The sequence below is a fragment of the Mucilaginibacter sp. genome (assembly GCF_039207105.1).
Classification (GTDB): domain Bacteria; phylum Bacteroidota; class Bacteroidia; order Sphingobacteriales; family Sphingobacteriaceae; genus Mucilaginibacter.
The window spans coordinates 1-15,827 of the sequence record NZ_JBCECK010000027.1; the positions used below are offsets into that span (position 1 = coordinate 1).

At 37.4% G+C, this 15,827-nt stretch carries 9 protein-coding genes; 7 read left to right on the top strand and 2 right to left on the bottom strand.

Annotated features, from left to right (window positions below; genetic code table 11):
* Positions 1–2,419, bottom strand: a 2,419-nt coding sequence (locus AAGC65_RS08010; protein WP_343111912.1) for a SusC/RagA family TonB-linked outer membrane protein, incomplete at its 3' end; no start/stop codon positions are given.
* 446 nt (positions 2,420–2,865) lie between these two features.
* Between AAGC65_RS08010 and AAGC65_RS08015 the strand changes: the two genes are divergently transcribed.
* The 7 genes from AAGC65_RS08015 (at position 2,866) to xrtY (ending at position 13,403) form a co-directional block, all read left to right on the top strand.
* Positions 2,866–4,482, top strand: coding sequence for a DUF6377 domain-containing protein (locus AAGC65_RS08015; protein ID WP_343111913.1), 1,617 nt, complete (start codon positions 2,866–2,868; stop codon positions 4,480–4,482).
* Positions 4,483–4,810: 328 nt separating this feature from the next.
* Entirely contained in the window at positions 4,811–7,231 is a 2,421-nt protein-coding gene (locus tag AAGC65_RS08020) for a polysaccharide biosynthesis tyrosine autokinase (protein WP_343111914.1), read from the top strand.
* Between the two features lie 8 nt (positions 7,232–7,239).
* Positions 7,240–7,758: a UpxY family transcription antiterminator gene (locus tag AAGC65_RS08025; protein WP_343111915.1), complete on the top strand. Its 519-nt coding sequence runs from the start codon at positions 7,240–7,242 to the stop codon at positions 7,756–7,758.
* A 136-nt stretch (positions 7,759–7,894) separates the two neighbouring features.
* A complete protein-coding gene (gene asnB, locus AAGC65_RS08030; RefSeq protein ID WP_343111916.1) occupies positions 7,895–9,682 on the top strand; it encodes an asparagine synthase (glutamine-hydrolyzing) in 1,788 nt (595 codons plus the stop codon).
* The gene (locus tag AAGC65_RS08035) at positions 9,675–10,787 is read left to right on the top strand and encodes a glycosyltransferase family 4 protein (protein WP_343111917.1); all 1,113 of its coding nucleotides are present in this window, start codon (positions 9,675–9,677) and stop codon (positions 10,785–10,787) included. The genes asnB and AAGC65_RS08035 overlap by 8 nt, the downstream gene beginning before the upstream one ends.
* A gap of 67 nt (positions 10,788–10,854) precedes the next feature.
* Entirely contained in the window at positions 10,855–11,994 is a 1,140-nt protein-coding gene (locus tag AAGC65_RS08040; protein WP_343111918.1) for an XrtY-associated glycosyltransferase XYAG1, read from the top strand.
* Positions 11,994–13,403, top strand: a complete 1,410-nt coding sequence (gene xrtY, locus AAGC65_RS08045; RefSeq protein ID WP_343111919.1) for an exosortase Y — start codon at positions 11,994–11,996, stop codon at positions 13,401–13,403. The genes AAGC65_RS08040 and xrtY overlap by 1 nt, the downstream gene beginning before the upstream one ends.
* A gap of 72 nt (positions 13,404–13,475) precedes the next feature.
* Here xrtY and AAGC65_RS08050 read toward each other — a convergent pair whose 3' ends face one another.
* Positions 13,476–15,827 (bottom strand): GH92 family glycosyl hydrolase, encoded by a 2,352-nt coding sequence (locus tag AAGC65_RS08050; protein WP_343111920.1) that lies wholly within the window; start codon positions 15,825–15,827, stop codon positions 13,476–13,478.

A 15,827-nucleotide genomic window follows, 5' to 3' on the forward strand; every position in this document is an offset into this window, starting at 1 on the left:
TATCAACTCCGGCAGATTTATAGCCATAAAATTCCCCGATCCTTTCACCTTCCTGAAGACGCTGAATATTACCCGGGCTGCCAGGTGCCGGCAAACCTACTAAATCAATATAAGGCGCGCCTTTATAAATATCATTAGAGAAAGAAACAAACTTATTATTGTTTAATGCGGCTGCGAAAGAAATATCATACTTAAACTTAGGCCCTTTAACTGCACTTGCATTCAATTGTATTTCAATACCCGAATTTTTCAAGGTCCCCACATTAGCATAGGTTTGTGATTGAGGGTTTGGAGGTACGGGTACATTATAATTACCCAACAGATCTTTGTTAGTACGGATATAATAATTTAAAGATCCTGAAATTCTGTTATTGAACAAATCAAAATCAAGCCCTACGTTAAAGTTGATGGCTTTTTCCCATCTCAAATTAGGGTTAACATTTTGCGATGGCCCATATACCTGGTACGTTGTTCCATCAAATGGAAAATAACCGGCGCCGCCATATAAAAGTAATGACTTATAATTATCAAAATCCTGATTACCGGTTACACCGTAATCTGCTCTTAATTTCAAATCATTTAGCCAGGATATCTTTTCTTTCAAAAAGCTTTCTTCAGAGATCCTCCAGGCTGCCGATGCCGCAGGGAAATTACCCCATTTGTTATTCGGGCCAAATTTTGAAGAACCTTCACGTCTTAAACTTCCTGTTATTATATATTTATTATCATACGTATAATTTACCCTACCAAAGAAAGCAATGAGAGTAGATCCATTCCTGGTTGATTCTACGGCACTTTGCCCGTTGCCTTTATCGCCACCATTGTAAGCACCGGATCCTAAGTTGTTCCATAAAAAAGAGTCGAATGGAAAATCATAATTACTGGCTTTAAAGCGCTGATAGTCATATAAGGCGTATGAATACCCTCCTAACAACTTAATATCATGCTTACCAAAACTTGTAAAATAGTTGGCTGTCCATTCTAAGTTTTTCACATCATTTTCAACCTGTTCTTGTGACGCATAATTTGTTTTATTAACAGGATTTGAATGTATGATAGTGCTCCGTGTAGAAGGATTAAAGTTTAGGTTTTTAAAAGAAGAACTTACTTCTGAAACTGTAACGGCGGTATGTAGGTTTTTTAAAATATTCACTTTAAAGGTACCATTCATATCCAGCTCTTTAATTTCCTGTTGTGCCTGGTTTACTTTAGCATTTTCAACCGGGTTATTCGAAAAAAAACCAGTATTTATAAAATTGTACTGCCCCGCGCTGTTGTAAATAGGTAGTGTAGGGTTAAGCGTTAATGCATTATTAAAACCGCTGTAGTCGGCGGTATTTGTATTGGCATATCGTGGGGCAACATTCAAGCTCACAGTGAAAATATCATCTGCCGAGGTGTGGTTTACATTAACTCTGGCGCCGTATTCTTTTTTACTTGCTCTTAGGTCTACACCTTCGGCACTACGGTAATCAGCAGATGCAAAAAAGTTAGTTTTGCCTGAACCACCCGAAAATTGAAGGGTATGCTTTTGACCAAATGATGGTGAATTACTTACCGATTTTAGCCAATCTGTATTACCGCCGTAATCCTGTCCCTGTTTGTTATTAACTCTGTTTTTGATAAAGTCATCTTTTGAAAGTACCTGCAATTTATTGGTGATATAATCAAAGCTACTATAACCATCGTAAAATATGCTTGATTGCGAAGTTCCCTTTTTAGTAGTAATGATAATAACGCCGTTACTACCACGGGTACCATAAATGGCCGATGCAGCACCACCTTTTAGCACATCAATTGATTCGATATCGTTTTGATTGATGTTATCAATATTACCACCGGGTACATTGTTAATTACATACAAAGGCCCTAAACCCGCGTTACGGGACGAAACTCCACGTAACTGAACACTTGGTGTTGAATTTGGGTCGGCAGCTGATGTGTTGGAAATTGTTAATCCGGGTACTTTACCTTGTAACGACATTAAAGGGTTATTGCTTCCAACCGAAAGCAACTCTTTAGATGATACATGGGAAATGGCGCTGGAAACCTCTTTCTTGTCAAGGGTTCCGTAACCCACACTTACTACTACTACTTCTTTCAGGGATTTCTGATCAGTTTCCAGCTTTATATTTAATACCGCGCCATCAGATACACTCACTTCCTGACGTTTATAGCCCAGAAAAGAAATTACCAGGGTATTTGCAGACCCGGGAACCGAAAGTTTAAAATTACCCTTGGTATCGGTATTGGTACCAATAGTTAATCCCTTGACCGTAATAGTTACACCAGGCAGTGGCTCGCCTGTTTCTGACTCTGTTACTTTACCTGTGATTATTTTATTTTGCGCCTGAACAGGCAACACAAAACAAAATGATAAGGCAAGGCAACTTAATAATCGTAAAATTTTCACTTGCATAGTTATTTGGTTAATTGGTTTATAAACTCAGTTGTTTACCATTCATCGCTGGCCGATTATTTGGTAATAGATGCACATTGTGGCTCGTTAAATTGGCGGGTCAAAGTAAACCATGATTTAGGCTCGTTACTTAGCAGTAACGCCATTGAGAAATAAAAATCTAAAAAAATAAAAATCTATACCATTGATAATGAAAATATTACCATCAAAAAAAAGCTAAAAAATCTAACTACTTTTCAATACTTTAAGTCTGATTCCGACAGCCATATTGTATTTATATGAGTATCCGTCCCTTTCAGGCACTACAATATTTCCCTCAAACTTCTACCTGGCGATAAATTGCAGTTGTAATTCTTCCAAATGAATAAATTAAATTCGGCAGCAAAATGTGGCTAAATATTGTCCATATTATTTAATCCGTGCAGCCCTATTTTAACATCCGATCTATGATAATTAAAATGCTTTTTATTAGTACTTTTTTGCTTACAAGTTTTTATGGCTATTCACAAGAGATAAAATCTGACAGTCTTCTAAAAGTTTTAAAATCTGAACTGGCAAGGGAAAATTTTTATGATCTCAAAAAGCAAAAACAGATAAACTTGTTGCGATATAGTTTGCTTCATACTAACAAAGAAGATTTTGATATCCAATTCGACCTTTGTTCTAAAATATCTGACGAATATCATTCTTTCAAATTTGATTCGGCATTCGTTTACGTTAAAAAGATGGTCGATCTTTCTATAAAGTATAAACAAAAGGAAAAGCTGATCCAGAGCGAGCTTCGATTGGGAGTAACTTTTTTGAATTCAGGATTTTATAAAGAGGGGTTTGACGTTATAGAGAATATTGACACCAATAGTTTATCCAAGGCACATAAAACTGATTACCTGGTATTAAGAGCACGATTAAATGGTGGAATAGGTGAGTACGATAATGACGCCTATTTTTCAAAGCTGTATTACAAAAAGTCGGAAAATGATTTTAAAAATGCTGAAATTACGACGCCTCCAAATGATTTTGAAAAAACCATTAATCTTGCTTTTCTTCCGGAATCGCAGAGAAATAAAAATCTAACACCCCAGTTTTTCTATAACCTGATCATTCAGCGCAAAATGCCTGAACATACTGTGGCTATGGTAGCCACCCATATCAGTTATTCCTACACAGGGCAAAACAAGATACTTTTTCTTGCGCTTGCTGCTATCAATGACATTCGATCTTCAACAAAGGAAACACTGGCTATATTTTTACTTGCCCAGGAATTGTTTAAACTGAATAAAACATCTGATGCATATATTTTTATGCAGGAAGCTGCAAAAAATGCTAAGTTTTACGGTGCCAGAAACCGTGCTGTGCAAATTGAATCCATACTGCCGCTTGTTGCGAGTAAGTTGATTGATGAAAAACAACATGAAAAAGACAAGCTTTTGATCGGCATTCTGATTTTTATGATTGTTGCCGTTTTGTTGTTTTTTCTCCTTGTCATTTATCGGAAACAGTTATTAAAGATCCAAGCCAATGAGTTGGAGATAAAAGGGAAAAACGAAGAATTGAAAACAGTAAATGAAAAACTTTGGGAATCATCAAAAATTAAGGAAGAGCTTATCGGACTGTTTTTTAAAACTTGTTCTTCATACATCGAAACACTGGATAAAGTAAAGCGCAAAACACAGCGTAATATTAAGCTCGGGAAATATAATGAAGCGGATGAAATTTTAAATAATATTCGCATTAAACAGGAGAAAGAGCAGCTATATAACACACTTGACACCGTTTTTTTAACAATGTTCCCTAATTTCATTATTATCTTTAATAAGCTATTAAAACCTGAAGATCAAATTTGGCCAAAATCCGGAGAAACATTAAATGCAACACTCAGGATATTTGCACTAATGCGTTTAGGCATAAGTGACCTTGAGATAATTGCCAAAATATTAGATTACAGCGTAAGCACCGTATATACCTATCAAATACGAATTAAATCAAAGGCACTGGTACCTGCCGATGTTTTTGAGCAAAAAATCATGGAGATCAAGTTTACTGATAACAGGGGTTTTGGTTAAAATACTGTGTAATAGCGTACCAGATAAACTATTCACAAACGCGCCAATTATCCCCCAAATAAAACATATTACAGCCTTTTACCGTAAAAGTATCTTAACTATCCTTTATAAGGTAAATGGTTTCAAACAGTAAACATGCAAATAGTTTTAATTAATAATATTCAACTTGCCTACACTAAGCTTGCCATTTTGCAAAATGGCGATACGATTGATATAGTTCAACACAAGCGTGATATACTTAATAGAACCAGGAAAAATCTTGTTGCTATTATTCAAACGGGGTTGGTTTACTACACACAGCTTTAATTATTACGCTTTTACATCGTTAATGGAAGGAACAGAAAAAATTCAACGGAAACTGCCTAACCAGGAAATCGATTATTTTAAAATCGGTAAAATATTGCTAAGCCGCTGGTATTGGATTGCAGCATCCGTTACCTTAACACTAATTATTTCCTATACTTATATATGGTATACACCAAAAACATATTCCTCATCCGGAACCTTAAAGATTGAGGAAAAAAAATCAGAAATATCAGACGTCATTTCAGCAATAAGCGTTCCGGACCGGGGGCCATCAAAAATACAAAGCATTACTACAGTATTACAAAGCAGGGCTCTTATACTTAGTGCCATAAAAAATCTGGATTATCGCATAAGCTTTTACATTATGGGGCGGGTGCGCACCTCCGAAATTTATCCTACAAAACCTTTAAATATTGAATTAATCAGGTTTGATAGCTTAAATTTTTATCATGATCAAATAAGCTTTAAGCCTGTAAACAGAAAATCATTTGAATTATCTTATAAAATTGCGAACAAAGAAATTCAAAGTATACATAACTATGATAGCCCCATAAGCATTGGGCCTACTACTTTTACTATAAAGTACCCGGGTACATTGAATAAAAACACAATATATTTGTTTAAATTTAATATCCCTGAAGATTTTGTAGACCGTGTAAGAGCCGGTCTGAGAGCTGGAGAAACTATTAAAAATTCTAATATCATTGGATTACAGGAAACTGACTCAAATCCACAATTTGCTTCTGATGCATTAAATAATATACTAAAGGAGTACATTATTTTTGACCGCAATCAAAAAGCGCAATCGGCATCTCAAATGATTGATTTTATTGATAGTCAACTCTCATTTTTGTCAACAGAGGTTAAAGGCTCCGAAAACTCCATTGAAAAATACAAACAAAAATCAAAAATAATTGATGTAAGCGCTGCATCAACCACATCTGTTAGTAAAGCGGCAGAAATTGAATCCAATAAATCACTTTTAAAAATACAGCTTATAGCGTTTGATCAGCTTAAAGAGCAGATCACCCGGGAAAAAGATAATTTAAATTTCAACTTCACAACTGCCGGAGAAGAAAATGTGTCTCTCCAATTATTGGTAACTAAGCTGGATAACCTTATACAAGAACGTCGTGCGTTGCTAAAAACCTATAATCCGGGTTCTCAACCAGTACAAGATATCAATCAACAGCTCCTGCAAATTAAATTGACAGCATTAAATAGCATTAAAAGTATACGTGCCAGTATTGAAAAAAAAATAAGCTTCATGGATAGTCAGCTTAGCCAGGTAAACCAAACTATAATGGCCTTACCCGTGGCTCAGCGCGATTTGATTAGCCTGCAGCGTGATTTTGAGATCAATGATAAAGTTTATTCTTTTCTGTCAGAGAAAAAACTTGAGGCCCAAATAAGCAGGGCTGGCATATTGCCCGGTGCAACCATTGTTGAACTGGCCCAGCCAAATATGACCGCAGTATCGCCTGACGAACACAATATGCACCGAACAGCTATAATTTTCGGATTAGCAATTGGCTTGGGGCTCATTATGGTAGTACGGATACTCAATCCTTACATTTATGATAAGGAAACCATTGAAAGTCTTACAACTATACCCATATTAGGCGTAATCAGAAAATTCAAAGAGCCCTTTGACGAAGACAACCGGGAAATTTTGGCTTTGCTCAAACCCAAATCCATATTTGCCGAATCTGTAAGATCTGTTCGTACTAACCTGAGTTTTTTGGCATCCGATAAGCAAAATAAGGTAATTTGTATTACTTCAGAAGTAGCCGGCGAAGGTAAATCATTTGTAGCCATTAACCTGTCGAGTACGCTTTCGTTGATTGATAAAAAAGTGATTTTGATCGGCGCCGATCTCAGACGGTCACGCATCCATAAAACTTTCCATGTTTCGAATGATAAGGGCTTGAGTAATTATTTAGCCCATCAATTAGAGATGGATGATATCATTTTACATTCAGAACATCAAAATCTTGATTTTATAGTTTCAGGGCCGGTACCACCCAACCCTTCTGAATTATTGCACAGTGCAAGGATGAGCACACTGATTAATCAACTAAGATTAAAATACGATATTGTAATGATTGATACCGCACCAATTGGTCTGGTATCAGATGCTATTCCATTAATCAGGATGAGTGATATTAACGTGTTTGTACTGCGGTCTGGAAAATCAAAATTTTACGCGGCTTCCATACCACAGCGAATTGCCCAGGAATATAACCTGGATAATACAGTTATTGTATTGAATGCCTTTGAAGAAGAACTATTGCATTCCAGATATTACACGACCAAATTTACGGGTGAAAATTCTGGTTCGCATTATTATTACTACTCAGATTATAGCGGATATGAAAGTTCAGGATATTATCTGGATGAGAACAAAAATAAATGGTGGGATATCAGACGCTGGTTTAAATAAGTATTTTAATGAACTTGAGATCAACAACTTCAACAACAACAAAGTGGTATCCGGTATATACAAATGCGCGTGCCGAGAAAAAGGCTTTTGAAGCTTTAACCAACAAGGGCTTTATAACTTACCTTCCGTTGCACAAGCAGTTAAAGCAATGGAGCGATAGAAAAAAATGGGTAGAGGAGCCTTTTATCAAATCATACGTATTTGTAAATATTGCCGAACATGAGCAATCAGAAGTGCTAATGACCAAGGGAATATCACGATTCTTATATTTTTCGGGTAAACCGGCAGCCATGCCCGACCGGCAGATTAATGAACTGAAACTACTTATGTCAAGTTCATTCGATTTGGAAATTACAGAAGAAAGTCTTCATCCGGGTGAAAGAATTATTATTAAAGCTGGCCCTTTAAAGGGTATGACGGGAGAAGTTATATCGCGCCAATCGCAAAAACAATTGATATTGAGGTTGGAAAGCCTCGGGTGTTCTATCATTGTGCATGTTGCAGCTTCTTATATCAAGCGCTTTTAAATGTAATAAACACGGGTTATTTATAAACCGGCTTAAAATAATTAGCATTGCACCAACAATGCAACCAACTACCAAACAGTAAGTTACAAATAGCAACATGTAACTTACCAGGCGAAGCTGTGGAAATATATAAACAATGTGCAGAATAGCAGGAATCATTGACAGGCAACTACAACCTGAGGATATCCGGGACAAAGTAAAAATCATGTGCTATGCGCAGCAACATGGTGGGCCCGATGATGAAGGCGTCATGATAGACGAAAAAAATCATATTGGCCTTGGTCATCGTCGGCTCTCTATTATTGACCTCAGTAGTAACGGCCACCAACCTATGTGTGATCATACTCAAAAAGTTTGGATAACCTTTAACGGAGAAATTTATAATTACCTCGAATTAAAATCCGAATTACAACAATTAGGAGTCGGATTCAAGTCAAATACGGATACTGAGGTTATCTTATTAGCTTACTCATATTGGGGCACCAAAGCTTTTTCAAAATTCAGCGGAATGTTTGCTTTCACTTTATATGATAGCACTAAAAGTCTCGTTTATCTGGTTCGTGATACTGCAGGTGTAAAACCTTTGTATTACTTTGTGCAAAACCAATCATTGAGTTTTGCTTCTGAAGTAAGAGCTTTTATAGCAGCTGGTATAACATCACAAACAGACCGTCACTGGCCTGTAAGGCTCTTGGCATTTGGACATATCCCTGAACCCTATACTACACTCAAAAATGTTTTAAGCCTCTCCAAAGGTCATTATCTGTGCTGGAACATCAATACATCTGCCTATACTATCAATGCCTACCATAATATTCCTTTTCAGGAAAAAATTACTGATATTAATGAAGCTTGCAAGCTAATAAATGACGTACTTGTTCAAGGAATAAAACACCAACTGATAGCCGATGCCCCCATAGGCGTATTTTTAAGTGGCGGTATCGATTCAAGCCTGCTCACCCTGCTCGCAGATCAGCAAAAAAAAGAAAATCTTAAAACCATATCTATATTCTTCAACGAGCAGAATTACAACGAACAATCTTATCAGCGTATAATTCTTGATAAAGTTCAGGTAGAGAGCTTTTCGCACCTGATAAAGCAAGAGGATTTTGACGTAGCATTTCCCCAAATAATGAAGGCTATGGATATGCCAACTACCGATGGTATTAATAGCTGGTTTATCAGCAAATGTGCGCATGATGATGGTTTAAAAGCTGTATTATCGGGTATTGGAGCTGATGAGTTTTTTGGTGGATATCCTTCCTTTGGCAGAATTAAGTATCTCCGTTATCTCCGTAAAATTCACCCTTCATTATTTTCTGCCTTGATGAAACTATTCCCTGATCGGTATAAGAAGCTTACTTTTTCTATAAACGATCACTACCTGGCCGATCAGCTCCTTTTAAGAGGGTTATTTTCATCTGAAGATATTGCGCAATTGGTTAATACCGATACCAAAGATGTTCATAATACGCTTTTTGACACAGATAGTTTACCTGGCCTAAATCAATACGACCATGAACATGCATCCTGGTTAGAAACCAACCTGTATATGCAAAATCAATTACTCAGAGATACCGATGTCATGAGCATGAGCCATGGTCTTGAAGTTAGGGTACCTTTTTTATATGAGGATTTTACAAGATTGGTAAACAATATTGACAGTAAAATAAGGTTTAGCAAACATTTACCTAAAAAGCTGTTAATTGAAAGCTTTAAAAATTTATTGCCAACTGCTATCTGGAACCGGCCCAAAATGGGCTTTACTTTTCCCTTGCAAGAATGGATGATGGCACATCATGAAATAAATTACAGTGAATCATATCGTGGAAAACTGGCAAAAAATACAATTATAAAATTCAACAATAACAAAATTCACTGGTCAAAAGCTTTTGCACTTTACCAGATACAGCCACATGTGTAAAAAAGTTATATTATTTACTTTACAAACTTTTAGTACAACGGGCGGTATCCAAAAAATGACCCGTACTTTAGGATATTCCCTATATCACGTTGCTCAAGCTAATAACTGGGACTTTGAACTCTGGTCTGCTTACGATAAGCCTGACGATCTGATGCCACAATATTTGCCTGCAAAAAATTTTAAAGGATTTGATGTCAACAAAATAAGCTTCGCCTGGAAAGCTCTCCATAGTAAACCCAACATCGTTATATTAAGTCATATCAATCTCTCCATCATTGGTTTATTAATTAAATTTATTAATCCTAAATGTGAAGTCTGGGTAGTTGCTCATGGTATTGAAATTTGGCGACCACTATCTTTTATAAAGAAACAACTACTCAAACGCTGCAATAAAATACTTTGCGTAAGTAACTATACCCAGCAAGAGATAGTCAACCGTCATGGTATTAATCAGGAAATTTGTGTGGTACTCAACAACGTGATCGATCCGTTTATGCGATTACCAGCTGCTTTTAACAAGCCTCAACATTTGATTGATCGGTATGGTCTTGATAATAGTAATCCGGTCATATTTACACTAACCCGAATGGCCGCAACCGAAAAATATAAAGGTTATGAACTGGTTATTAATACCATTAGCAAATTAAAAGATCAATATCCCGATATTAAATACATCCTGTCTGGAAAGTATGATACATTAGAAGAAGTACGTATCAATAAACTGATTTCAGAACACCAGGTAAGCGGACAGGTAATTCTGACCGGCTTTATAGAAGAAGCTGAACTGGCCGATCATTTTTTACTGGCCGATCTATTTGTACTTCCCAGCAAAAAGGAAGGCTTTGGTATCGTATTCATCGAAGCACTGGCCTGCGGTCTGCCAGTTATTTGTGGCAACACCGATGGCAGCGTTGATGCTATACGCAACGGTGAATTGGGTAAGGCCATCGATACAGATAACCCCATTGAATTACATCAGGGTATAACTGAATGTTTAGCATGCCCATTAACGATACCCAAACGAAAAAACCTTCAGGAGCTATGTTTAAAGTATTTTAATGCAACTGACTATACTATTAAATTACAATTGTTATTAAAAGGCTGATTGATTAACAGATGGTGTTTTGTTTTCAATAAAGTAGAGAAGGTACATCACACACATTAAAACAAATTTGAAAATCCTCCAAATATCGGCTTCTTATAAACCAGCGTTTATTTATGGCGGGCCAACCATGTCTGTATCGATGCTTAGCGAACAATTAGCACAGACAGGTATAAGTATCAGTGTATTTACTACAACCGCCAATGGCCAGCATGAACTTGAGGTGCAGCCCAACACCTCTATGTTGGTAGATGGTATTGAAGTAAGTTACTTTAAGCGTATCACGAAAGATCATAGCCACTTTTCACCTTTATTATTAAAAGCGGTTTGGAAAAATGCAAAGACTTATGATTTGGTTCATATCCACGCCTGGTGGAATCTGGTATCGATATTATCTTGTTTAATTGCCCTTATATGCAGAGTGCCTGTTTTAGTTTCTCCAAGAGGTACGTTAAGCTCTTATTCGTTTAGCAATAGAAATACAGGTATCAAAGCAATTATACATCGTTTTTTAGGAAAACCTATATTAAAACGGTGCCATATTCACACTACATCAAAAAGAGAAGATGACACTATTGCCCACCTCATTTCTCCTAAAAGTATATCTACTATTTCCAATTTTGTAAAACTGCCGGTTATTCCGTTATCAGAAAGCGGTCTTCCTTCGCCAACGCTTAAATTGATTTTTTTTTCAAGAATAGAAGAAAAAAAAGGTCTTGATATACTGATTAACGCCCTTGCATTGGTTAATATACCTTTCAGTCTGACCATTGCCGGTGATGGTAATCGGGATTATATAAAATCGCTGCAGATTTTGGCCGACAAAAAAAGGATCTCTGATAAAATAACCTGGGTCGGTTTCATCCAGGAAAATAAATTTGATGTATTGAGGCAGCATGATTTGTTCATACTTCCATCTTACGACGAGAATTTTGGTAACGTTGTTATTGAAAGCTTGGCTGTGGGTACTCCTGTATTGGTTAGCGAGGGTGTTGGCCTGGCCGATTATGTGATTCAAAACCAGTTAGGGTGGACATGCAAAACCAACGAAGCTTCAGTTGCCCAGGCCATTAATCAGATAGCAGGCCAATCAGATAAGTTCACCTACATCAGGCAGAATGCTCCTCAGGCTATAGCCCGTGATTTTGGCAACCAAAATTTAGTCAAAAAATACAAGGATCTATACAACAAAATCATCCTTTCAAATTAATGATCCCAGCTTATTCATTCATCATACTTAGTTACAATGAAGAGCAGCATTTGCCACGGCTGTTGGAGTCTATTAAGGATTTAAATTCGCCTGTTTTTATTCTTGACTCAGGAAGCACTGACCAAACCGTCCAAATAGCCCAGCAAGCCGGCGCCTTTATGCAACAGCATGCTTTTGAAAACCATCCTAAACAATGGGATTTTGCACTTAAAAACTTCAATATCCAAACACCTTGGGTTGTTTGTTTGGATGCAGACCAAATAGTTACACCCGAATTAAAAGAATTGCTGCTTAATTTCAAGAATGAAGATCACTTGAACATTGATGGCATATACTTCAATCGTAAAAATTTTTTCAAGGGACGATGGATTAAATATGGTGGCTATTATCCCTTTTATTTGCTTAAAATGTTCCGGTATAGCGAGGGGTACTCCGACCTGAATGAGAATATGGATCATCGCTTTATTGTTCCCGGCAAAACCATTATCTGGAAACAAGGACATATTATAGAAGAGAATCTAAAGGAAAATAATATTCGTTTCTGGATAGATAAACATAATCGCTATAGTGACCTATTGGCGCAGGAAGAGGTTGAACGAATGCAAAACAGCCGGCAGCAAACCTTGAAACCCAAACTGTTTGGATCGCCGGATGAACGTACAGCATGGCTTAAACGATTATGGTGGCAATTACCACGCTACGTTAGGCCGGCACTTTACTTTGTACACCGTATGATATTTCAATTAGGAATATTGGAAGGCCGTATCGGCGTAATATTTCATTTTTTACAATCATTTTGGTTTAGGCTTGTAGTAGATATAAAAATTGATGAACTTATAAAAAACAAACAAAAGCAGAACCTTAACCAATCAAGTTTACCACTCAAATTCGCGATCAAATTCATCGTACTCTTCTTCATATTTTATTATTTCCATGTTATTTTTCTGGGCCTGGCAAGCCAAGGGAATCATTACATCGCATTTCTGGATTTACACTTAAATTATATACAGGGTACCCGCTGGCTTTTGCTATCTGGAAGTGCAAGGGTATTAAGTTGGCTTGGTTTCGATGTCATTTATAACAACATTGATCTGCTGGTAGCAGGCAAGGGCGCTATAAGGTTAGCATATGATTGCTTAGGATTAGGAGTTATTAGTTTCTTTTCGGCCTTTGTAATAGCGTACCCACAAAAAGCATATCACAAAGTAATTTTTTTAATCTCCGGTATCTTGATCATCCAGTTATTAAACATCGTCAGGTTTGTTCTATTAGCTTTATTTTGGAACAGAAAAGCCAATCAAATAATTGACCATCATACCCTTTTTAACATCATACTTTACATGCTCATTATGATCAGTATGTATTTTTGGATCAAATTCAGCGACAAGCAAGTCAGTAAGCAATTATAAGGCTCCTCACACAAAGCAAAAAGCCGTGAATTGATAATTCACGGCTTTCTTGCATAACAATACTTTTATTGTTTAGTACGTATTTACAGGTTTCCGCCCCATGTCTAAACTTAACTTTCCTCCGTTTAAAACATCTGACAATGGTAAAAATGGCTGGTGCAGTTCTTTATTATTGTATTTAAAGCTTTGCACATAGATGTTTTTATCAGAATTGTTTTTAACCTCCATCACAAACTGAGTGCCTTTATAATATTTTTTACTGAGCTTAATGGTAACCCTATTAAATAAGGGGCTGCCTAAGCCAACCTGTGATTTAATATCGGTAAAGCCTTTTACATCAAATAGCCCTAAGCTTGATATTACATACCAGGCACCTAACTGTCCCTGATCCTCATCCTGGCCATAACCGTAACCGTGTATGCCATCAGCTCCATAAAATTCATTACAGATAGCACGAACCCATTTTTGGGTTAACGATGGCGCGCCAGAAAAGTTGAACAACCATGATGTATGCAGATTAGGTTGATTACCATGATTATACGGACTCTCCAAACCCGAGAACGCATCTAATTTTTTGCCTCCGCCAAACGCATTTGGCTGCGACACGGTGAATATACTATCAAGCCTTTTTGTAAACTCTTCCTTCCCTATCTTAGCTATTAAACCATTAGGATCTTGCGGAACATAAAAAGTATACTGCCAGGCATTACCTTCCTGAAAACCGCGCCAGACTTCACTGGGTTTAAAATTATCAATAAACTGTCCGTTAGCTAACTTTGGATGCACCAATTTTAATGCCGGGTCATATATTTTTTCCCATCCCTTTGAAAGCGCATTTAACTGTTCATAATCTTTTTGTTTGCCAAGCAATTTAGCCCACTGCCCTACCGCATATGAACTGAATGAATACTCCAAAGTATGTGAAGCTGAAAACTGCCAGGCCTCTTGCCATCCAGAGCTTTTATCTATATGATCTACATAGCCCAATTTTACAAAACGCGCGACATCCAGCTTACCTGCTCCCCTCGGACGATTCTCGCCATCCAGCTCATTTTTAATTGCTGCAGCGTAAGCTTCCTTAATATCAAAATCGCGAATACCGCACATGTACGCACTGGCCATAATTAGGCTTACATAGTTGGTGCCTACTCCAGATACATACTTGCTGTTAGCAATACCATCGGCCAGCCAACCTGAATCCTTGTAGATAAGTAGCTGGCTTTTTACATAGTCTGAATAGTATTCCGGATAAGCAATGGCCCATAATTGTGTCAGGTTCCAAAAAGCCCCCCAAATTGCATCAGTATTATAATGATTGTGGATAGGATGTCCTTTTGCATCAAGAGCGATCTGACCAACGGAGCCATCATTTTTTGGATAAGCACCATTTACATCGCTTGCCAAACCACGACCCAATAGTGCATGGTATAAACCTGTATAAAACTTAACAACATCTTCCTGTTTATTACCCTCAACCTCTATGCGATGCAAATATTGGTTCCAGATGTTATGCGCTTTTACCTTAGCCGCATCAAAAGTAAGGTCTTTAGCTTCTGTATTAAGATTAACACGTGCGTTTTCAATAGAAGTGTAGGAAAGTCCGGCTTTTACAGTGATGCTTTCCTTATTTTGGGTATTGAAGTTAAGATACAAACCAGCGCCTTTTCCATTTGCTTCTTTAGCTCCCTCGTTTTTTTGATCGCCATTGAATGTACCATAGCTTTCAGGCTTTTTATCAAGAATAGCTGAGAAATACATAACAACCTCGGCATCTGGCTGGTATTTCAGAACATATACCGGCTTAGTAATCACATAACCCTCAACCCTACCTTCAGGCGTAATATATACTTTGGCATCTTTTACCTCACCACTTTCGCCTTGTTTGTTGCCAACATCAAATATAATATGCGATTGTTTATTAGCCGGGAATGTATATCTGTGAAATGCTACCCTTGGCGTAGAAGTAAGCTCAGCTTTAATACCATATTTTTTTAACAGCACAGAATAGTAACCGGCCGTAGCCGTTTCATTCTTACGGTCAAACTCCGAACGGTATCCTTCCTCTGGATGCTCTAAAGTACCAGGAACCGTTTGCAATGGCCCTGTTGATGGCGCAAATACAATTCCTCCTACCTGAAATTCGTGAAAGTTGGCAAAGCCCTCGATAGAGGTATGCCTGTAATCGTATCCAACGGCATCCCAGCCATGCTCGGTTCCGTAGTGTCCATTAGTTGAAGGCGCAGGTTTAGCCATACCAAATGGCGACGCACCCGGCGTAAAGAAAAACCACCTGGAATGTGCGGTTCCTATGCGAGGATCAACATATTTTGTCAGATCAGTTTGCTGCGCGTATGTTGCCGATGAGGCTGCGTTTAAAGCAACCATTGTTAATCCGGCAATGGTAAGTTTTAGTTTTTTTAACAT

Bases quoted from the DNA above. Each gene is read 5' to 3' on its own strand.
- AAGC65_RS08050 (WP_343111920.1), bottom strand. From the start codon at position 15,827: ATGTTAAAAAAACTAAAACTTACCATTGCCGGATTAACAATGGTTGCT.
- AAGC65_RS08035 (WP_343111917.1), top strand. From the start codon at position 9,675: ATGTGTAAAAAAGTTATATTATTTACTTTACAAACTTTTAGTACAACG.
- AAGC65_RS08020 (WP_343111914.1), top strand. From the start codon at position 4,811: ATGGAAGGAACAGAAAAAATTCAACGGAAACTGCCTAACCAGGAAATC.
- asnB (WP_343111916.1), top strand. From the start codon at position 7,895: ATGTGCAGAATAGCAGGAATCATTGACAGGCAACTACAACCTGAGGAT.
- xrtY (WP_343111919.1), top strand. From the start codon at position 11,994: ATGATCCCAGCTTATTCATTCATCATACTTAGTTACAATGAAGAGCAG.
- AAGC65_RS08025 (WP_343111915.1), top strand. From the start codon at position 7,240: ATGAACTTGAGATCAACAACTTCAACAACAACAAAGTGGTATCCGGTA.
- AAGC65_RS08015 (WP_343111913.1), top strand. From the start codon at position 2,866: ATGATAATTAAAATGCTTTTTATTAGTACTTTTTTGCTTACAAGTTTT.